This is a genomic window from Micromonospora sonchi (assembly GCF_014646235.1).
In the GTDB taxonomy this organism is placed as follows: Bacteria; Actinomycetota; Actinomycetes; order Mycobacteriales; family Micromonosporaceae; genus Micromonospora; species Micromonospora sonchi.
Genome location: NZ_BMNB01000028.1, coordinates 39786 through 59828 on the forward strand (window position 1 = coordinate 39786; position 20043 = coordinate 59828).

17 protein-coding genes are annotated in these 20043 nt (G+C 72.6%); 7 read left to right on the plus strand and 10 right to left on the minus strand.

What is annotated here, in order from left to right:
* Positions 1-172: 172 nt before the first annotated feature.
* The 3 genes from IEY61_RS24170 to IEY61_RS24180 all read left to right on the plus strand — a co-directional run bounded on the left by IEY61_RS24170 (position 173) and on the right by IEY61_RS24180 (position 2981).
* Positions 173-940: a Scr1 family TA system antitoxin-like transcriptional regulator gene (locus IEY61_RS24170; RefSeq protein WP_189048188.1), complete on the plus strand. Its 768-nt coding sequence runs from the start codon at positions 173-175 to the stop codon at positions 938-940.
* Positions 931-1131 (plus strand): DUF397 domain-containing protein, encoded by a 201-nt coding sequence (locus IEY61_RS24175; RefSeq protein WP_189048190.1) that lies wholly within the window; start codon positions 931-933, stop codon positions 1129-1131. Before IEY61_RS24170 ends, IEY61_RS24175 begins: the two co-directional genes overlap by 10 nt.
* Positions 1132-2120: 989 nt before the next feature.
* The gene (locus tag IEY61_RS24180; protein ID WP_189048192.1) at positions 2121-2981 is read left to right on the plus strand and encodes an alpha/beta fold hydrolase; all 861 of its coding nucleotides are present in this window, start codon (positions 2121-2123) and stop codon (positions 2979-2981) included.
* Between the two features lie 49 nt (positions 2982-3030).
* Here IEY61_RS24180 and IEY61_RS24185 read toward each other — a convergent pair whose 3' ends face one another.
* The 7 genes from IEY61_RS24185 to IEY61_RS24215 form a co-directional block, all read right to left on the minus strand.
* Positions 3031-4035: an NAD-dependent epimerase/dehydratase family protein gene (locus IEY61_RS24185; protein WP_189048194.1), complete on the minus strand. Its 1005-nt coding sequence runs from the start codon at positions 4033-4035 to the stop codon at positions 3031-3033.
* Between the two features lie 178 nt (positions 4036-4213).
* Positions 4214-5281: a winged helix DNA-binding domain-containing protein gene (locus tag IEY61_RS24190; RefSeq protein ID WP_189048255.1), complete on the minus strand. Its 1068-nt coding sequence runs from the start codon at positions 5279-5281 to the stop codon at positions 4214-4216.
* Between the two features lie 313 nt (positions 5282-5594).
* Positions 5595-6182 (minus strand): HAD family hydrolase, encoded by a 588-nt coding sequence (locus tag IEY61_RS24195; RefSeq protein ID WP_308424590.1) that lies wholly within the window; start codon positions 6180-6182, stop codon positions 5595-5597.
* A gap of 34 nt (positions 6183-6216) precedes the next feature.
* Positions 6217-6834: a response regulator gene (locus tag IEY61_RS24200; RefSeq protein ID WP_189048198.1), complete on the minus strand. Its 618-nt coding sequence runs from the start codon at positions 6832-6834 to the stop codon at positions 6217-6219.
* The gene (locus IEY61_RS24205; RefSeq protein WP_229706402.1) at positions 6831-8015 is read right to left on the minus strand and encodes a sensor histidine kinase; all 1185 of its coding nucleotides are present in this window, start codon (positions 8013-8015) and stop codon (positions 6831-6833) included. The genes IEY61_RS24200 and IEY61_RS24205 overlap by 4 nt, the downstream gene beginning before the upstream one ends.
* A complete protein-coding gene (locus IEY61_RS24210; protein ID WP_229706403.1) occupies positions 8012-8842 on the minus strand; it encodes an ABC transporter permease in 831 nt (276 codons plus the stop codon). Before IEY61_RS24210 ends, IEY61_RS24205 begins: the two co-directional genes overlap by 4 nt.
* Positions 8839-9678, minus strand: coding sequence for an ABC transporter ATP-binding protein (locus tag IEY61_RS24215; RefSeq protein WP_189048200.1), 840 nt, complete (start codon positions 9676-9678; stop codon positions 8839-8841). The genes IEY61_RS24210 and IEY61_RS24215 overlap by 4 nt, the downstream gene beginning before the upstream one ends.
* A gap of 147 nt (positions 9679-9825) precedes the next feature.
* On the opposite strand from IEY61_RS24215, the gene wrbA reads away from it, so the two are divergent.
* Complete coding sequence (wrbA, locus tag IEY61_RS24220) at positions 9826-10443, plus strand: NAD(P)H:quinone oxidoreductase (protein ID WP_189048202.1); 618 nt, start codon at positions 9826-9828, stop codon at positions 10441-10443.
* Between the two features lie 124 nt (positions 10444-10567).
* Here wrbA and IEY61_RS24225 read toward each other — a convergent pair whose 3' ends face one another.
* Positions 10568-12481 carry an anthranilate synthase family protein gene (locus tag IEY61_RS24225; RefSeq protein WP_189048205.1) on the minus strand — a complete coding sequence of 638 codons (1914 nt, stop codon included), beginning with the start codon at positions 12479-12481 and terminating at the stop codon, positions 10568-10570.
* 252 nt (positions 12482-12733) lie between these two features.
* Here IEY61_RS24225 and IEY61_RS24230 point away from each other — a divergent pair, with 252 nt between their 5' ends.
* From IEY61_RS24230 to IEY61_RS24240, 3 genes are all read left to right on the plus strand, one after another.
* Entirely contained in the window at positions 12734-14119 is a 1386-nt protein-coding gene (locus tag IEY61_RS24230; RefSeq protein ID WP_189048207.1) for an FGGY family carbohydrate kinase, read from the plus strand.
* A 122-nt stretch (positions 14120-14241) separates the two neighbouring features.
* Complete coding sequence (locus tag IEY61_RS24235) at positions 14242-16755, plus strand: nitrate- and nitrite sensing domain-containing protein (protein ID WP_229706404.1); 2514 nt, start codon at positions 14242-14244, stop codon at positions 16753-16755.
* A complete protein-coding gene (locus IEY61_RS24240; RefSeq protein ID WP_189048211.1) occupies positions 16752-17174 on the plus strand; it encodes a roadblock/LC7 domain-containing protein in 423 nt (140 codons plus the stop codon). Before IEY61_RS24235 ends, IEY61_RS24240 begins: the two co-directional genes overlap by 4 nt.
* Positions 17175-17402: 228 nt before the next feature.
* Here the strand turns inward: IEY61_RS24240 and IEY61_RS32215 are convergent, their stop codons facing one another.
* Both IEY61_RS32215 and IEY61_RS24250 read right to left on the minus strand, forming a co-directional pair.
* On the minus strand, positions 17403-17816 hold the full coding sequence (locus IEY61_RS32215; RefSeq protein ID WP_189048213.1) for a hypothetical protein: 414 nt from the start codon (positions 17814-17816) through the stop codon (positions 17403-17405).
* A 96-nt stretch (positions 17817-17912) separates the two neighbouring features.
* The gene (locus IEY61_RS24250) at positions 17913-19397 is read right to left on the minus strand and encodes a GH1 family beta-glucosidase (protein WP_189048216.1); all 1485 of its coding nucleotides are present in this window, start codon (positions 19395-19397) and stop codon (positions 17913-17915) included.
* Positions 19398-20043 lie beyond the last annotated feature (646 nt).

Sequence of the window (20043 nt, forward strand, 5' to 3'; positions counted from 1 at the left end):
TCGCCCCGGAGGTGCTCGCCACATGGGGCGACCCCCGACAGCAGGACCACCGGGCCTCACATGCCTCCACTGGCACCTGCCGTCGAACAACAGCCTGCCGAGGGTTGCCAACCAATCACACCCTGTAACAGGATGGTTGATGGTTGTTTGGGACGTCCTGAAGGGATAGCGGATGAATCACCTGGTAATCGAGGCGATGACCGAAGTCGGTATGACCGCCGACATGCTCGCAGCCGAGACGGGCGTCGACCCGAAGACCGCCGCCCGCTGGGCAAACCCGGGACGCATTCCGCAGACCCGACACCGCGCCCAGGTCGCAAGACTCCTCGGACGAGAGATCACCGAGCTGTGGCCGGACGTCCTGAAACGACGCGAGCCGGTGTGGTTCCGCCCGTGGGCCGACCACGAACGCGACGCGGTGGCGCTGCGCTGGTTCGAGCTGGCCTGGGTGCCGGGCCTGCTGCAAACCGAGGCGTACGCACGAGCCACGTTAGCCGGCGAAGACCTGACCCCTGGTGAGGTCGACGACCTGGTGGCCGCGCGTCTCGCCCGACAGGCCATCCTGCACCGTGACCGCCCGCCGCTGCTGGTCGCGGTGATCGATGAACTGGTGCTGCGCCGAACGTCCGGCGGTGACCGGGCCATGATGCGCGAGCAGTGCGAACACCTCGCGGCCTGCGCCGCGCTGCCGTCCGTGCAGCTCCACATCGTACCGGCCAGCGCCGGGATGCACCCCGGCTACGGCGGGCCATTCATCCTGGCGGATCTGCCCGACGGCAGCCGGATCGCACACATCGATGGACAGGTGCAGGCGCAGATAATGGAGCAGCGGCCCGAACTCGCTACCCTGGAACGCAGATGGGCGCGGATAACCGGGGAAGCCCTACCGCGAGCCCAGTCCCTGGCACTCATCACGGAGGCGGCAGCAGCATGGACGTGACCGGCGCGCAGTGGCGCAAGAGCAGCAGGAGCGGCAACAACGGCGGGGCCTGCGTCGAGGTGGCTGACAACCTTTCCGGCGTCGTCCTGGTCCGCGACACGAAGGACCGCGACGGCGGGACGCTCGCCTTCGGGCCGGCAGCGTGGCGCAGCTTCGTCGAGCTGGCAAAGACCGCCGACCCAACCGTCTGACCGACCTCCCAACCCTCGCAAAAGCCCTCGGCCACCCGGCCGAGGGCTTTTCGCCACTCCGAGAGCGACCGGCAATAGGACGGCGGGCCGGGCTCGCGCAGCGGTGATCGGCCCCCGTTCGGGGCAGGTCCTAACACGGCGGCCGGGCGATGAGACCACATCCTCAACCGGCACCGCCGCATGTCACAGGACGCCGCAACTCGCGGCCCTGCCCACAGGATGCCGCAGTTCGCGGGCTCTGCCACAGGATGCCGCAACTCGCGGGGCCGCGCGCAGGACGCCGTAACTCGCGGTGTCAACCGGTCCGGAAAGCCCAACATGCCGCAACCCGCGCCGCCCGAAGGGCGGGATGGGCCGACATGCCGTAACCCGTGCCCGCCCTGAGCACCCGAATACCCCGAGATGCCGCAACCCGCGCCGCCCGCACCCTCAGGTACATCGGCCACCCGGCCTGGACCTCGCCACCACCACCTATCACCGGCCTCCCCGAAACGCTCGCCCCGTTCCTGGACCCCTTGACCCCCACCCAGGCGTTGATCATGAGGTTAGCGGCAGTGGTTGATCTTCAAAGCGCCGCTAACCTCATGATCAACGCCTGTGCCTGTGCCTGTGCCTGTGCCGGGGTGCCGGGTGGGGGTGGGGGTGGAGGTGGAGGTGGAGGGTGAGCGTGTCGAGCTGATGGCGTGAACGGATCGCGGGGACTGGCCCCGACGGGCACCGGGGTGGTGCCGGGTGGGGCCGGGGTGGTGTCGCTCGGGTCGGGCCGCTCGCCGTCGTCGGGTGGTGCCGGCGGAGGCGAGGTGGCCATGGCGAACGCGGATCTCTGCGGCAGGCGTGATAGCGCAAACGGATCAGCTCGACAGGCACCGGAAGCGACAGTGGGAGTGAGAGTGCCATGGTGGCCGTGAGCCGGGACTGAGCCGGAGCCGGCGTTGGGCCGGAGCTCCACTGTGCGGCTCGGGTGCCCTAGTCTTCGTGCGGTGATCCCGATGACGGAGCGCCCGACGACCATCGTGGACCTACCTGCTGGCCCGGTGGATTATCGGCTGGAACGACGCGGGGACGCCGTCGTCGTGGTGTTTCACGGTGGCCACATGCGGGCCGGTCTGACGTTGGACGAGCGGGTGTACGCCGAGGCCAACGTGACCGTGCTGGCGCCGTCGCGTCCGGGCTACGGCCGGACCCCGCTCACCACCGGGACGACCCTGCCGGGCTTCGCCGACGTGGCCGCCGAACTCTGCCGGCACCTGGGCATCGAACGAATCACGGCGGCGGTCGGCATCTCCGCCGGCGGGCCGACCGCGGTGGCCCTGGCCGCCCGTCACCCGGCCCTGGTCGAGCGGCTGATCACACAGGCCGCAGTGGGGCCGCTGCCCTATCCGGACCGCCGCACCCGTCTCCTCGCGGGCCTGATGTTCTCACCCTGGATCGAGGGCCTGACGTGGGGCGGGATGCGGGCACTGCTGCGTCGTAACCCGGATCTGGCCCTGCGGCAGCTGCTCTCCGGCCTCTCCACCCTTCCGGCCGAGCGGGTGCTGGCCGAGTTCAGCCCCGAGCAGCGTACGCAACTGGTCTGGCTCTTCTCCCGGATGCGTTCCGGCGCCGGATTCCGCAACGATCTGCGGCCCCGCGAGGATCTGACCCCGCAGGTCACCCAGCCGGCCCTGGTGATCGCCAGCCGCCGCGATGGTGGGGTGCCGTTCGCGCATGCCGAGGCTCTGATCACCCGGATTCGTCGGGCCGAGCTGGTGGAAAGCCAGGCCAATCACCACTTCTACGAGTTCGCCGCCGACTGGCCGGCCATCACCGAAACCATCCGGGCCTTCCTGGCCGCCGACCCGAAGCGCTGATCACCGACGGAAGCGGCGGCCCGGGGCCACGGCGCCCCGGCGGGACCGCTCAGACGGCACCGGTCGGGCGGGGCAGCGCGGCGAGCAGTTCGGCCTCGCGGGCGGCGCTCAGGCCGGCACGCCGGTCGCGGTGCAGGCCGGCCTCGCGTTCCCAGGCAAGAGTGTCCGCCAGCAGGTCGGCGCGTGGCCGGTGGCGTAACCCGGCTTCGGTCGCCGCCGCGCCGCTGCGCGCCGACCAACCCGACCAGCCGGGCTCGACCAGCCACATCGGCAGCGACTCGGGGCCCATGTACTGCGCCACGCCCTGGGCCAGCAGCCAGTCCGCATCGACCTCGACCACCGGGCCGGTGTGCCCGCCGACGGCGCGGCACCGGGCGACCCACTCACCGAACGGCACCACCGGGCCCACCGCGTTGAACGTGCCGACCGTGCCCGTCTGGGCGTTGTCGAGCAGCCATGCCGCGAGGTCGCGTACGTCGATGACCTGGGTGGGCAGGTCGGGGGTGCGGGGCACCAGCAGCGGCGCCTCGGGGTCACGGGCGGCGCGGGCGACCCAGTAGCCGGAGCGGCCGGTATGGTCACCGGGGCCACCGATCAAGCCCGCGCGGGCCACCAGCAGCCGGTCGCCCACCGCGGTCGTGGCGAGCTGCTCGCAGGCCACCTTCGCCTCGCCGTACTCCTCGCGGTCGACCACGTCCCGGGTCGTGGCCGGCAGGGTGGTGGCCGACTCGTCGGCGCCGGGTGTGTCGTGCGCGGCGTAGGCGCTGACGGAGGAGACGTAGCTCCAGTGCCGCGCCCGGTCGCCCAGCGCCCGCAACGCGTCCCGGACGAAGCCCGGCTGCCACGACACCTCGATGACGGCGTCCCAGTCCCGGTCACGCAACGGGTCGTAGGCTGCCGGATCGGCCCGGTCGGCGGGGACGAGGACGGCACCGGGCGGCACCGCGCCGCTCTCGCCCCGGGCCAGGCAGGTCACCGAATGCCCTCGCCCGATCGCCTGCCGGGCCATCTCCCGGCCCAGCCACGCCGTCCCGCCCAGCACCAGAATCTCCACGCCGCCCAGCCAAGCAGCGACGACCCGACGCAACCAAGGATCTTCGCCGTGGGCAGAACGCCCCCTTCCCAGGGCCTGGCGATGCGCGACCCGGCCCGCCCACCTGGTTGATCATGAGGTTAGCGGCGAAGTTGATCTCCTCAACTGCCGCTAACCTCATGATCAACGGGGTGGGGGGTCAGGGCCAGGTCACGCGGGGTGGCAGGGCGAGGAAGTCGGCGTAGCGGGTGAGGGCCTGGTCGACCTGCTCGCGCCTGGCGGGGGCGAGGTCGACCAGGGGCTGCACGGCCATGGTGACGCGGGTCCTGGCGAGGCTGCGTTTCCAGGTGCCGACCACCCGACCGCCGACGACCACGGTGGACTGGAAGACGCCGTTGCCGCCGGGGATGATCGCCTGCTTGTGCTCCGGGTCGAGCATCAGCGTGCGGTCCTTGTAGCCGAGCAGGTACTCGTCGAAGCCGGGCAGCGTCAGCACGTCGTCGACCGCCGTGCGGGGCGCGTCGAGCAGCGGCGTGGGCAGCACCGCCTCGACGCCGTCGACGCGTACCGTGGCCAGGGCGTCTCCGGCGGCGGCGATGGCCCGTTTCGCGTCGGTCGCGGTCAGGCCCGTCCAGCCGGCGAAGTCCTGCCGGGTGGTGGGGCCGTGGCTGCGGAAGTAGCGCAGCGCCAGGGTGGCCAGCGCCTCGTCCCGGTCGGGTTGGTGCTGGCCCGGCGCCCACTCGTCGAGCAGCGCGAACGTCTGCTCGGTGCCGACGTTGGGGGCGATGCAGGTGACGCCGCGCTGGGCCGCGTACCACAGCAGGTGGTACGCGCGCTGGCCGGCGCCGTCGATGCCGGCCTCGGTCAACGCGGCCACGCATTCGGTGCGGGTCAGCCGGCCGCCGCCGGCCAGGAGCTCGCCCAGCACGTCGGCCGCGCGGTCCGCGTCGGCCTCGGACAGGCCGAGGAACTCGCGCCGCCGGGCCGCCCCGGCCAGCGCGCGTACGCCGGTCAGCTCCAGCATCCAGCGAGCGTCCCGGGACGGCACGAGGTGGATGGTGCCGCGCATCGGCCAGGTCCGCAGGGCCTGGCGGCGTTCCAACGCGGCGTGCACGTCCGCGTGGGTCGACCCGGGCAGCCGTACGCCCAGTGACCACATGCCGCTGGCCATGTCCTGCGCCTGCATGGCGCCGAACCACTCGACCACCTCGGCCACCGTGGTGAGCGGGGCGGCGGTGGGATGCGGGCGCAGCCGGAGACTGCTCATTCGCAACGCGAGCGCCTCGGCGCCGGTCAGCGCCGTCGAACCGGTCGTTGCCACGAGTCGGCCGCCTTTCGTCGGGGTCGACCGCAGCATAGAAATCGGCACCGACATCCGGTGCCCCTGACCGCGCTACACCAGCGTCGTTGATGGCGGAGCGCGATCCCCCGTTCAGGTTCGTCGGTGCGGGCGGCGACGGATCGCCGGCACCGATCCCATCAGGATGGCGCTTTCCGACCCGGCCGAGAACTGTGATCGGCGCAACTTGCGGATATCTTGAGGAACCGAGCGCCGTCGTGCCGGTCGGGCGGGAGCCCGGTCAGCCCTGGCGGGGCTGCGGTACGCGTACCGCAGCCATGCCGGCGGCGGTGGCGGCCTCGATGCCCAGATCGGCGTCCTCGAAGACCAGGCACGACTGCGGCGGCACACCGAGCAGTTCGGCGGCGCGCAGGAACGGCTCCGGATCGGGCTTGGGCCGGGTGTAGTCGCCGGCGCAGACCAACACGTCGAAGCGGTCGAGGATGCCGATGGCGTCGAGGGAGGCGGTGACCGCCTCCCGGGTGCTGCCGGAAACCACGGCGAACGGGATGCGCCCGTGCGCGTCGTCGATGTGGTGCAGCACCCCCGGGATGCCGGTGGTCGTGGGCAGCAGTTGCTGGAAGCGGGCCTCCCGACGGGCGACGACCGTCTCCACCGGCATCCGCAGGCCGTGCTCTTCGTTCAGGGTGATCACGATGTCCGCCGTCGGCCGCCCGGCCCAGGCGTAGAAGAGCGCCTCGGGGAAGGGGCAGTCCCACTCGTCGAGGGTCTCCCGCCAGGCCGTGTAGTGCTGGGGCATCGAGTCGACGATGGTGCCGTCGCAGTCGAACAGGTACGCCTGGAACTCGCCGGTGGGCAGGGGCAACATCACCGGCCCAGGCTATCGGCCGGCGCGGGACGGCTCACAGCAGGTCGGCGGCCATCGCGGTGGTGACCGCCGCCGTGCGGTCGGAGACGTCGAGCTTGTTGAAGGTACGCAACAGGTGGGTCTTCACGGTCGCCTCGCTGATGTGCAGTTCGCGGCCGATCTCGGCGTTGGACAGCCCGCGGCCGACCAGCCGGAGCACCTCCACCTCCCGGGCGGACAGCGTGCCCCGGGCGGGTCGGCGGACCTGGTGCAGCAGTCGGGTGGCCACCGACGGCGCGAGCACGGTGCCGCCACGCGCGGCGGTGCGTACCGCGTTGACCAGGTCGGCCCGGGTGACGTCCTTGAGCAGGTAGCCGGCGGCGCCGGCCTCGACGGCGCGCAGGATGTCGGCGTCGGTTTCGTAGGTGGTGAGCACCACCACCCGGGTGGCCGGGGACTCGGCGAGGAGCCGCGCGGTGGCGCTCACCCCGTCATCACCGGGCAGCCGCAGATCCATCAGGACCACGTCGGGGCGCCGGGCCCGGACCGCCGCCACCGCCTCGGCCGCGTCGCCGGCCTCCCCGACGATGTCGATGTCCTCGGTGCCGGCGAGCATGCCGGCCACTCCGGCGCGGACCACCGGATGGTCGTCCACCAGCAGTACGGTGATCATGCGTACGGCACCTCCACCCGGATCGTCGTGCCCTCGCCGGGCGCCGATCGTACGACCAGGGTGCCGTGCACCTGCTCGACTCGGGCCCGCAGCCCGGTCAGGCCGTAGCCGTCGGTGCGGTCGCCGGGCTCGAAGCCCACGCCGTCGTCGGCCACCTCCAGCGTGATCCGGTCGTCGTGGTGGCGCAGCAGCAGCGCCACGGCGCTGGCGTCGGCGTGCCGGCGCACGTTGGTCAGCGCCTCCTGCGCCGCACGCAGCAGCACCACCTCAGTGGCGGTGCCGGGCGCGGGTCCGGTGCCGGCGGCGGCAGAGTTGGTTGGCACTCCGGTCTCCCGGGTGAACCGTTCGGCCAGCCGGTGCAGGGCCTGCGGCAGCGGGGAGCCGTCCAGCTGTGCCGGGGTGAGGGCGGCGACCAGCGTACGCACGTCGAGCAGGTTCTCCCGGGCGGTCTGCCGGGCCAGGTCGAGGTGTCGGCGGGCCTGCGTGGCATCGCGGTCGAGGTCGGCCTCGGCGGCCTGGATCAGCATCACCACGCTGGACAGGCCCTGTGCCACGGTGTCGTGGATGTCGGCGGCGAGGCGCTGACGTTCGGTGGCGATCCCGGCCCGGTGGGAGGCTTCGGCCAGCTCCGCCCGGGTGCGTTCCAGCCGGGCGATCAGCTCGGCCCGCTGGACGCTCTCGGTGACCGTGCGTTGCGACCAGACACCCACGACGCAGACCACGAAGACGGTCAGCAGCGCGATCAGCGCCGGTGCGGCGACGTCGCTCAGGTCCGGTACGCGGACGGCCAGCACGATGACGTGCACCGAGTTGAGCAGCAGCACCCCGCCGACCGCCGGGACGGCCGGCAGCACCATGAACGCCTGCGGGCAGAGCACGAACAGCAGGAACGAGGCCGTTCCGTCGAGCAGCACCGCCGGCACGTAGAGCAGGAGGACGCCGGCCAGGTAGAGGTAGCCGCGCCGGTCCTCGACGGAGTCGCGCATCAGTCGCCGCCCGAAGCCGAGATACCAGCCGGCCAGGGCGAGGATGAGCCCGAGGCAGCCGGCGCGGGCGGCCGGTGACCAGAACCCGTCGGCGGCCACGGCCACCGCGACGCCGGTGGCCGCCAGTGCGAAGTAGCCGTCCCAGAGCCGGAAGCGCGCGCTCCACACCTCGGCGGTCGCGTCGGTCTGCCTCACCGGCCCCGCCGGCCGTGCCAGCGAAAGGTGGTCAGACACAGCAGCATGCCTCCGATGCACCAGGCGGCGAGCACGAGCGCGATCCGGCCATGCTCCCAGGAGGGTACGACCTCCTGCGGAAGGATGCTGTCGGGCAGGAACACGGAACGGAAGCCCTGGGCCATCCACTTGAGCGGGAACAGCGAGCCGAGGGTGATCAGCGGTCCGGGCAGCGCCCCGACCGGGGTGAAGAAGACGCCGGAGACGAAGGCCAGCACCAGGTAGGGCAGGTGCATCACGGCACCGGCGCTGCGCGCCGAACCGGCCAGGCTGCTCGCGGCGATGCCGGCCAGGGCGCAGGCGGTGGTGCCGAGCAGGAACACCCAGCCGAAGGTGAACCAGCGGGCGGGGTCGGTCGGCAGTCGTACGTCGAAGGCGACGACCGCGATGCCGAGCAGCAGCAGTGTCTCGCCCACGGTGACCACCAACGCCATCAGGATCTTGCCGATGACGTACGCCGACGGCGGCATCGGGGCCCCGCGTAGCCGGCGCAGGGTGCCGTCGTCACGGTCGGTGGCGATGCCGGTGCCCAGGTTGACGAAGGTGGTCGAGGCGATCCCGGCGGCGATCATGCTCGGCGCGAGGTACTCGGCGGAGGTGACGTCGCTGCCCGGGTAGACGCCGTCGAAGATGGCGCCGAGCAGGGCGAGGATGACGGCCGGCAGGGCGAAGGTGAAGACCACCGCGTCGCGCTCCCGGAAGAAGGTCTTCAGCTCGATCGCCGCCCGGTACAGCCCGAGCCGGGCGGCGGAGGGACGCGTGCCGGGGCGGCCCAGGGTCGTGGTCACGACGGGTCTCCGATCAGGTCGAGGTAGACGTCTTCGAGGCTGGGCCGGCTGATGGTCAGCCCCGGCACCACGCCGCCGTAGCGGCGGGTCAGCGAGGCGACGAGGGCGGCCGGGTCGTCGGTTTCCTGCCGTCCGTCGGCCCAGCGCACCAGCGTGCGGGCGGTGGCCCGCCCGCCGAGGGTGGCCGGGGTGCCGGCGGCGACGATCCGGCCGTCGACGATCACCGCGACCCGGTCGGCCAGTGCCTCGGCCTCTTCCAGGTAGTGAGTGGAGAGCAGGATGGTGCAGCCCTCGTCGGCGGCCAGCCGCCGGATCAGGGCCCAGAACTGCCGACGGGCCTGCGGGTCGAAGCCGGTCGTCGGCTCGTCGAGGAAGAGCAGCCGGGGGCGGCCGACGACGCCGATCGCCACGTCGAGGCGGCGGCGCTGGCCGCCGGAGAGGGTACGGACCCGAGCGTCGGCCTTGCCCGTCAGGCCGACCAGTTCGATGGCATCGTCGGGGTCGCGGGGCTCGGGATAGTAGCGGGCGAAGTGGCGGACGGCCTCCCGGACGGTCAGCTCGGTCAGGTCGGCGCCGTCCTGGGTGACGATGCCGATCCCGGTCCGCCAGTCCAGACCGGCGCGGGCCGGGTCGTGACCCAGCACCCTCACCTCACCGGCGTCGCGGTCGCGGTGCCCTTCCAGGATCTCGATGGTGCTGGTCTTGCCCGCCCCGTTGGGGCCGAGCAGGGCCACCACCTCGCCGGCGGCGACGTCCAGGTCGACGCCGTCGACGGCGAGGGTGTCGCCGTACGTCTTGCGTAGTCCGCGTACGCGGACGGCGGGGGTGTCGGTCATGCCTCGATCGTCGGCCGGCCCCGGCGGGGCACGGGACGACCGGTGGACGGGATCGCGCTGTCCATCGAACGGTGGACAGCAGAGCTGTTTGTCGACGTAAACATCGGGTAGTCGCCAAAGCTGATCCAAAACCAGGAAGGACGTGCGATGGCGGCACAGGTCAAGGTGGCGGTGATCTACTACAGCGCCACGGGCATCACCTATCAGATGGCGCAGGCGGCGAGCGACGCCGCCGGTGAGGCGGGCGCGGAGGTGCGGCTGCGCAAGGTGCGGGAGTTGGCGCCGGACGAGGCGATCCGTTCCAACTCCGGGTGGCAGGCGCACCGGCTCGAGACCCAGGACGTCGAGGAGGCCGAGCCGGACGACCTGAGCTGGGCCGACGTGGTGATCTTCGGTTCGCCGACCCGGTACGGGCTGGTCGCCGCCCAACTCAAGCAGTTCATCGACACCACGGGCCCGCTGTGGGCCAACGGGGCGCTGGCCGACAAGGTGTACTCGGCCTTCACCTCCACCGCCACCGAGCACGGTGGGCAGGAGTCGACCCTGCTGTCGTTGTTCCACGTCTTCTACCACTGGGGCGGGATCGTGGTCGCGCCCGGCTACACCGACCCGAGCCAGTTCGTCGCCGGGAACCCGTACGGCGCGTCGCACACCAGCAACAACGGCGAGATCGCGCCGGATCAGGTGGCCCTGTCGGCGACGGCCCTGACGGCCAAGCGGGCGGTGCGGATCGGCGCCGCCCTCAAGCAGGGCCTGGCCGGCTGACCGGACGTGCGGGCGGCCGACCGACAACGGTGTGTCGGCTGAAGCCGGACCGGCGGCCCGGGCGGGGGCTCTCGGACCCGCCCGGGCCGTCGGCTGTCCACAGCGCTACCCCGGATCCGTCCGACTATGCCTGGGCGCTGCCCGACAACTCCCCGGCCGGTGCCGGCAACAGCGCACGCAGCAGGTCGGCCAGGACCGTCACGCCGTCCGGGCTGAGCACCGACTCCGGGTGGAACTGCACCCCGGCGAAACCCCGCCCGCGCAGCGCGTGCACCGCCCCGTCGACCTCGTCGCGGGCCAGCTCGACCGGGCCGTACGGGCCGTCCAGGTGGTCGGCGGCGGCGCGGGCGGTGAAGGTGGAGTAGAAGCCGACCCGCCGGGGCGTGCCGAACAGCGGCACCGCGCGTTGCAGCCCCTGGTAGGGCGCGTCGCGGCGGTGCACGGGCAGCCCGAGCAGACCGGCGAGGAGCTGGTGGCCCAGGCAGACGGCGAGAGTCGGTTGCCCGCCGTCCAGCAGCGTGGCCAGCAGGGCGCGCAGGGCGCTCATCTTCGGGGTGTCGCCGGTCGGGTCGCCCGGCCCCGGTCCCACCACCACCAGGTCGTACCCGGACACCGGCCCGGCGTCGTGCCACGGTCGCACGGTCACCCCCAGCCCCAGCGCGCCGAGTTGGTGGGCCAGCATGCCGGTGAAGGTGTCCTCGCCGTCGACGATCAGAGCCCGCCGGTCGGTCAACCCGGGCACGGCGAGGGCGCCCGGGGGCCGCTGGTCCAGCCAGAAACGGGCCAGCGGAACGTTGCGGGCGGCCAGGGCGGCGCGTACGTCGGGGTCGTCGGCGAGCCGGGCCGCCCCGCGGTGGTCGACGGCCGGTGCCTGCGGTCCCAGGCCGAGGGCGGCCAGCACCCCGGCGGCCTTGGCGTGGGTCTCGGCGACCTCGGCCGCCGCGGTGGAGTGGCGTACCAGGGTCGCCCCGACCGGCACCCGCAGGTCACCGGCGGGCGAGATCTCAGCGGTGCGGATGAGGATCGGCGCGTCGAGGGTCTGCCGGCCGGCGTCGTCGTGACCGAGCAGCGCCAGCACGGCACCGTAGTAGCGACGCCCCGCCGACTCGTGCCGGGCGATCACCCGACAGGCGTTCTCCATCGGGCTGCCGGTCACGGTCGGCGCGAACATCGTCTCCCGCAGCACGTCCCGGACATCCTTCGAGCCGCGCCCGGCCAGCAGGTACTCGGTGTGCGCCAGGTGGGACATCTCCTTCAGGTACGGCCCGACCACCTGCCCGCCGTGCTCGGCCACGCTGGCCATCATCTTCAGTTCTTCGTCGAGGACCATGTACAGCTCCTCGGTCTCCTTGGTGTCGGCGAGGAACCGCAGCAGCGCGGCCCGGTCCGCGGTCGTCCCGGTGTGCCGGAAGGTGCCGCTGATCGGGTTCATCATGACCAGCCCGTCGTCGACGCTGACGTGCCGCTCCGGGCTGGCGCCGACCAGCGTGCGCGCGCCGGTGTGCACCACGAACGTCCAGTACGCGCCACGTTCGCGTTGCAGCAGCGACCGCAGCGCGGCCAGTGCGGCGGCCACCGGCGCGCCCTGCACCCGGGCGTGCAGGGTGCGGTGGATGACGAAGTTGGCGCCCTCGCCGCGGCCGATCTCCTCGGCGAGCACCCGGGCGACGACGGCGGCGTACTCGTCGTCGGTGACGTCGAACGCCGCGCCGGTGGTGCGTACCGGCGCGTCGGGCAGGGCGTCGAGGACGGTGTCCAGCGGCAGCCGGTCGTGGTGGGCGATGCGCAGGCACTCCAGCGGGACGCCGTCGTCGACGCAGGCGAATCCCCGCTCGGCGAGCTGCCGGTACGGCACCAGGGCCAGCGTGGTGGGGCCGGACGAGCCGACGGGCAGCGGGATGTCGGCGAGCTGGTCGACGGTGTGCACCGGACCGGTGAACAGGTCGAGATGGTCGCCGCCGTCCCGGCGGATCAGCGCGAACGGGCCCGGATCGGCGCCGGTGGCGAGGGTGGTGAGCAGGTCGATCAGCGGGGTCATCGGTCTCCTTCGGGGCCGGGTGCCGCCGTCGGGGCGCCCGTGGGCCGGGAAGTGACCGGCGGCCGCCTCGTCGGGCGGCCGCGTGGAAAAGCTACGCGCGGAGATGGGCCGCCGGGTCGGCGGGCCACCAGCAGGTCAGTCGCGCGAGCATGCGTTCACCCTACGCGCCCGGTGCCGGCGCGGAAAGCCGATCGGCGTACCCGGTGTGCGCTGCCGTTGTGCTGCCGGCCCCAGCGGGTACGTTGACCCGCGATGAAGATTCTCGCTCTCGACCTCGGCACCTCCTCGGTACGCGGGCTCGTGCTGGACGCCGACGCCCGGCCGCTGCCCGGCGCGCTGGCCCGGCGACGGGTGGTGTTGACCGCCCAGGACGACGGCACCGGCACCCTGGACGCCGGTAACTACCTGGCCTGCCTGACCGAGTGTCTGGACGAGCTGAGCCAACAGGGCCGGTTGGGCGGGGTGGAGTTGGTGGCGATCAGCGCCCAGTGGCACTCGGTGCTGCCACTCGGGCCGGACGAGGAGCCGCTCGGCCCGGTGCTCACCTGGCTGGACACCCGGCCCGAGCCGCCGGCCACGCAGGCCGGGCCGGCCGACCCGGACGCCTACCACCAGCGCACCGGCACCTGGTGGCACCGCTGCTACTGGTCGGCGCGGCTGCCCTGGCTGCGGGCGCAGATCGGCAGCCCGCCGGCCCGCTTCGTCGGGCTGGTCGAGTACGTGCTGGGCCGGCTGCTCACCGACGCTCCGATGTCGGTGTCCCAGGCGTCGGGCACCGGCCTGCTGAACCTGCGCACCCTGGACTGGGACGCCGAGGCGTGTGCGCTGGCCGACGTCCGGGGCACGGACCTGCCCGAGCTGGCGCCGCCGGGCTGGTACGGCCGGCTGGGTGCCGAATCCGCCCGGCGCTGGCCCGACCTGGCGCGGGCGCGGTGGGCCGCCCCGGTCGGTGACGGCGCCGCCTCCAACGTCGGCTCCGGCTGCGTCGACCACACCCGCGTGGCGGTGACCGTCGGCACCTCCTCGGCGGTACGGCTGCTGCAACGGATGCCCGCGGGGGCGGAGCTGCCGCCGCTGCCACAACGGTTGTGGCGGTACCGGGTGGACCACGACCATGTGGTGACCGGGGCGGCGTACTCCTCCGGTGGGAATCTGTTCGCCTGGGCCGACCGGACGCTGCGGTTGCCCAGCGGCGAGGCGCTGGACGCGGCGCTGGCGGCGCTGCCCCCGCACGGCGGCCGGCCGGCGAACGTCGGCTTCGGTGGCGACCGGCCGCCGGGGCGGCGTCGCGCCGGCTCGGGTGAGCTGCGCGGCCTGGGCTTCGGCACCAGCGCGGTGGAGATGCTGGCCGGGCTGATGCGTGGGGTGTGCGAGCAGGTCGTCGACGATCTGGCGGCGCTGGAGTCCACGGTCGGTCAGCCGGTGGAGGTGATCCTGGGCGGCGGCGCGATGGCGGCCTCGCGCTGGTGGCGTCGGACGTTCGCCACGGTGCTGGCGCCCCGGACGGTGTGCTTCGGGCGCTACCCGGAGATCGGGGCGACCGGTGCGGCGCTGGTCGCCTGCGGCCGGATCGCCGACGCCGCGATGATGGCCGACATCGGTCGGACGGATGATCAACCCTCACCGACCACGGCATAGGGTGCCGACCGGCGGTACCCTTCCTGAACCGTTCTTAAGGGCAGGCCTTTGACACTGCTCCGGGGGCTGGTTGGATGGACGACGCTCCCCGGGCCGCGGCGGACGCATGGGGGGGAGGACTGGTGGGTGTAGGAGCGGGCCGGGCGCAGACGGTGTCGCAGCACCGCCGGCGTCGGTTCGACGTCCGGGTGGTGCCCCACCGGCGTCGCTCCCCGTTGCGCCTGCAGGACTGGCGGATGCGCACCAAACTCGCCACGGTGCTGGTCATCCCGTCGGTCGCCTTCCTGGTCCTGGCCGGAGTGCAGACCCAGAGCCTGGTGGGTCGGGCCACCACGCTCAGTGACTTCGCCGCGCAGGTGGGCATCGGGCAGGAGATCACCCAGCTGGTGCACCGGTTGCAGCAGGAGCGCGACCGTACGGCCGGAAAACTGTTCGCGTTGCGCGCCGCCGCCGGCGAGGAGGAGAACGCGGCGGTGCTGACCGCGCTGCAGCCCTACCGGGACGCCTCGGACCAGGCGGCGCAGGCCCTGCGCCAGGCAGCGGAGCCGCTGGCCGACGCGGACAGCTCCTGGCGGGGCAACTACTCGGTGGCCTCCCAGGCGTACCAGCAGGTCGACTACATTCGGGACGTCCTCGCCACCGTGGTGCTGGGCGACGAGACCATCCTCGGCAACTACCACCGTGCCATCGACGCGCTGCTGACCCTGCTGGCCCATCCGTCGCCGGGTGACGACCGGTCCGAGCTGTCCGCCGCGGCGCTGCGCTACGTACAGTTCGCCCGGGCCAAGGAACTGTCCTCGCGACTACGGGCGGAGCTCTACGCGGCGGCCAGCGCCGGCGAGTACGACAGGGGTGCCGCGACTCAACTGACCGATCTGCGGTCGCGGCAGTTCACCGCGTTGGGCACGTTCCGCATCGCCGCCACCAACGCCCAGGTGGCCCGCTACGACCAGCTGAGCCAGGATCCGGCCTTCGTCGAGGCCGCCCGGATGGAGGAGCGGGCCCTGACGCAGGGCTCGACCGCGCCGCGGCTGCTGCCCGCCGAACAGTGGTGGACGGCCAGCGAGGTACGGCACGATCTGCTGCGGGACTTCGAGGCCGAGGTGCTGGCCGCGTCGGCGGAACAGGCCGACACGGCCAGCAGCGCCCAGCTCCGCGAGACGCTGCTGGTCGTCGGTGTGATCATCACGGTGCTGCTGGTGGCGTTGCTGATCTCCGTACTGATCGGTCGGTCGTTGGCCCGGTCGATCCGGCTGCTGCGATCCCGGGCGTTGCGCATCGCGCAGATCGAGCTGCCCGAGGCGCTTGCCCGGCTGAGGTCGGTCTCCGGCGGGGTGCCGAACATCGAGGTCTCGCCGGCGGTGGTGCGCTCCCTCGACGAGATCGGCGAACTGGCCGAGGCGTTCGTCGCGGTGCACCGCAGCGCGGTCGGGGTGGCGGTCGAGCAGGCCACCATGCGGCGCAACGTCAACGCGATGTTCGTCAACCTCGCCCGACGCAGCCAGGTGCTGGTGGAGCGGCAGCTGGAGCTGCTCGACGACCTGGAACGCGAGGAGAGCAACCCCGACCAGCTGGAGAACCTGTTCAAGCTGGACCATCTCGCCGCTCGGATGCGCCGTAACGACGAGAGCCTGCTGGTGCTGGCGGGCACCGAGTCGACCCGCCGGTGGAACCGGCCGATCGGGCTGAACGCGGTGCTGCTGGCGGCCAGCGCCGAGATCGAGCAGTACCAGCGGGTCCGACACGAGGCGGTGGCCGACCTTCATGTCGTCGGGCACGCCGTCGGTGAGCTGGTGCACCTGCTCGCCGAGTTGTTGGAAAACGCCACCGCGTTCTCCCGGCCGGACACCATCGTGCAGGTGATGGCCCGGCCTGACGGCGCCGGGGCGGTGATCGAGATCGCCGATCAGGGCCTGGGCATGAGCCCGACGGCGCTGGCCGAGGCGAACACCGTGCTGGCCGAGCCGCCGGCCGCGGACGTGGCGACGGTGGAGCGGATGGGGCTGTTCGTGGTCAGCCACCTGGCCGCCCGGCACGGCATCGAGGTGCGGTTGCACGGTGGCGCCGGCGGTCTGGTGGCCCGGGTACGGCTGCCCGGTGCGCTGCTGGCGGCGGCCCCGCCGCCGAGCCTGGACCCGCCGCCGTCGCGGCGGTTCCTGTCGGCCGGCAGGTCGGGGCCGGACACACCGAGCAGCCCGGGCCCGGCTGAACTGCCGGTCGCCGGCCGCCGACCGACCACCGTGCCCCGCCAGGCCCACCCGGTGCCGGTACGCGCGGAGGACGTGCTCGCCCCGGCGGCACCGGTGGCCACCGGAGGCGGCTGGTGGTCCCGGGAAGGTCCGTCGTCGGCCGTCCCGACGACGGGCGCCGGCAGTCCGGCCCCACCGGTGGTGCCGGTGACCGCGGGAACCAACGAGCGGGGCCTGCCGGTACGGGTGCCGATGGCACAGCTGAGCACCGTCACCCAGCCGGCCCGTCCCCAACAGCGGCAGCCGGCTCGGCGCGACCCGGACCCGGAGGCGGTTGGCGGAATGCTGTCGCGGCTGTACAACGGTGTGCGGCGGGCCGAGGCTGAGCAGACCGCCGAGATACCCGTGCCACCGCCCGGGATGTGGAACGAAGGAGGACAGCAGTGACGACCTTGTCACAGGAAGCTCGGGACCTGAGCTGGCTGGTCAGCGCGTTCGCCGAGCGTGTGCCCGGAGTGGCGCACGCGGTCGTGGTCTCCTCCGACGGACTGTTGGTCGCGATCTCCGACCACCTGCCGAGAGACCACGCCGACAAACTCGCCGCGGTGACCTCGGGGCTGATGAGCATCACGGCCGGCGCCGCGGCGATGTTCGACGGCGACGTGGTCAAGCAGACCGTGGTCGAGATGGGACGCGGCTACTTCCTGGTGATGCAGGTACGCGACGGCTCGATCCTGGCCACCCTGGCGGCGGCGGACGCCGACATCGGTGTGGTGGGCTACGAGATGGCCCGGCTGGCCAAGCAGGCGGGGGAGATGCTCACCCCTGCCCTCCGCGCCGAACTCCAACAGGCCCTACCCCACTGAGGTGTAAGGAAGGGCCCCTTCTTAACGCCTGCGGTAGTAAAAGGGCCCCTTCTTAACATCGGGGCCCGGGCGCGTTCCCCGCAGTGGCGCAGCGTCCGTCACGATCGACACATCAAGGTAGTGGTCTCGGTCATAACGTCGAGATGGACAGCTACCTACCGTGCACGCGTACCCGCAATCGGCCGCACTCGCGGCGGTGTTGGAACCGCTGGGCGACCGGTGAGGCGGTCATCGACGACTTCCGGCCCAACGGGGGCCCGGCGGCCGCGCCGGTCGGGAGGCGAGCCACCAGGCGATGGTGGCAGCGACGGCGACGACGCCGCTGAACACGAACGGCGCCTCGATACCGGCGCTGGCTGCCAGCGCGCCGCCGGCCAGCGCACCCAGCGCCGTGCAGCCGTAGGTGACCAGGCGGGCGGCGGTGTCGCGGATGCCCTCGCCGACGCCGAGCAGGAACGCGGCGGTCACGACCAGGGTGATGGTGGCCCAACCCAGAGCGACTGCGGTGGCGAGGGTGGCCAGCACGGTGACCCGGCCGGTGTCGGCTGCGGCGAGCAGCATCCGGGCGCCCCGGCGGTCGGCGAGAGCACCGGCGAGCAGGCCGAGAGCGTCGCTTTCCGCTCGCCGGCCGGTGCCGCCCATCCGCTCGCCGGCGACCGACGGGCCGCCGGCGAGCGGATGTTAAGAAGGGGCCCTTCCTCTACACGAGACGTTAATAAGGGGCCCTTCCTTGCACCTTCAGAGGGAGTTGTCGGCGATGACCTGGCGGTACCAGTGGGCGCTGCGCTTGAGGACGCGGCGCTGGGTGGGGTAGTCGACGTAGATCAGTCCCCAGCGCTGGTCGTAGCCCTCGGCCCACTCGAAGTTGTCGAGCAGGGACCAGACGTGGAAGCTCTCCAGCGGCACCCCGTCGGTGATGGCGCGGTGGGCGGCGGCCAGGTGGTCGCGCAGGAAGGTGACCCGTCCGGTGTCCTCGACGGTGCCGTCCTCGGCGAGGAGGTCGGGGGTGGGCAGACCGTTCTCGGTGACGGTGAGGGGTACCGGACCGTAGTCGCGGGTGACCCGGGTCAGGATGTCGTACATCCCCTCCGGGTAGATCTGCTGCCAGCTGGCCTCGGAGGTGGGCCAGCGGCGGGTGGTGCCGCCGTCGGCGGTGACGTAGATCGGGGTGTAGTACTGCACCGCGAGCAGGTCGACGGGGGAGGAGATGATTTCCAGGTCGCCGTCGCGGATGCCACGGACCATCCGGCTGCCCGGGCCGAGGTCGGCCAGCACGTCCTGCGGGTAGCTGCCCTTGAACGCCGAGTCGAGGTAGAGCCGGTTCTCGTAGCCGTCGTAGAGGCGGGTCGCCTCCGCCGCGGCGGGGGAGTCGTCGGCGGGGTAGCACGGGTGCAGGTTGAAGGCCGGGCCGATGCGACCGGTGCCGCTCTGTGCGCGCAGGGCCCGGACCGCGAGGCCGTGGGCGAGTTGCAGGTGGTGGGCGACGAGGTACGCGGCGTCCGGGTCCTGCCGGCCGGGGGCGTGGTGGCCCTGTAGGTAGCCGTTCTGCACGACGGTCTTGGGCTCGTTGATGGTGAGCCAGACCGGCACCCGGTCGCCGAGCGCGGTGAAGACGGTGGCGGCGTAGTCGGCGAAGCGCTGGGCGACATCTCGGGATTCCCAGCCGCCGGCGTCCTGCAGAGACTGCGGCAGGTCCCAGTGGAAGAGGGTGGCCATCGGGGCGATGCCGCGCTCGTGCAGCCCGTCGATCAGTCGACGGTAGAAGTCGAGGCCGCGTTGGTTGGCGGCGCCGGTGCCGTCGGGCTGGATGCGCGGCCAGGAGATGGAGAACCGGTAGCTGCGCAGCCCCAGGTCGCGCATCAGATCGAGGTCTTCGGCGTAGCGGTGGTAGTGGTCGGCGGCGACGTCACCGGTGTCGCCGTTGCGGATGCGTCCCGGCGTGTGGCTGAAGGTGTCCCAGATCGATTCGCCGCGGCCGTCCTCCTTGGCGGCGCCTTCGATCTGGTACGCGGAGGTGGCCGCACCCCAGCCGAAGTCCGGCGGGAAGGGCAACCGGGTGGCGGGGCTGGCGGCCGGGTCGGTGCGGTCCGCGGGCTCGTCGGACCGGCAGCCGGCGAGGGCGGCGGTGCCGACAGCGGTGGCGCCGACAGCTGGGCTGGCCTGGGTGGCGGCGGCCGAGAGCGCCGCGCGGCGCAGCAGGTGGCGCCTGGTGAGCATCGACATGGATTCTCCTCATGGATGGGGTTGACCGCCGGAGCCCGGGAGCGCTCCCAATCAAGGGTAAGGGGTGGGCGGTAGCCACCGGAGCATGATCGTCGCAGAGGGCGGGCAGCCGTGGTGGCGGGGGGTGTCAGGTGAGAAGGAGTGGGCGTTGCCGGTCGGGGCGTCGGGTGCAGCGGGACCGGGTACGCCGAGTGCCGCGGGCGGACCGTTGGCGCGCGCCCGGGCGGTCGGCGGGGCGGCGCGGATGGCGGTCGGCGGGCGGGTCGACTGCCGTGCGGTGCGCGCGGGTGATGCGCGTCTGACCCGTCGGCCTCTTTTCCCATCGTGAACGGGGGTTTAGTGTGGGGACGGGGGAGGGCAACCCCCGTCCCCACCATGTTGCGGTACACGCACGTGCGGATTGGCGTCCCAGTCGTGCGTGTCGCGCGGGAGCCGGGCCACGCGAGTGGCTGAGGATCCACCTCCCTCCACGTTGGTGGGGCGGCGGCTGGCGGCGGTGTCCGGGCTGGCCCGCCGTCGGCCTGTGGGCTTCATCCCCGATGTCGTGGGCACGACACGGGCGATCTTCTGGTTGGAACTCTGTCGATGGAAGCGCTCCCATCGACGTTGCTGCGACTGTAACGCCCGTCACGGGTTTGTGAAAGCC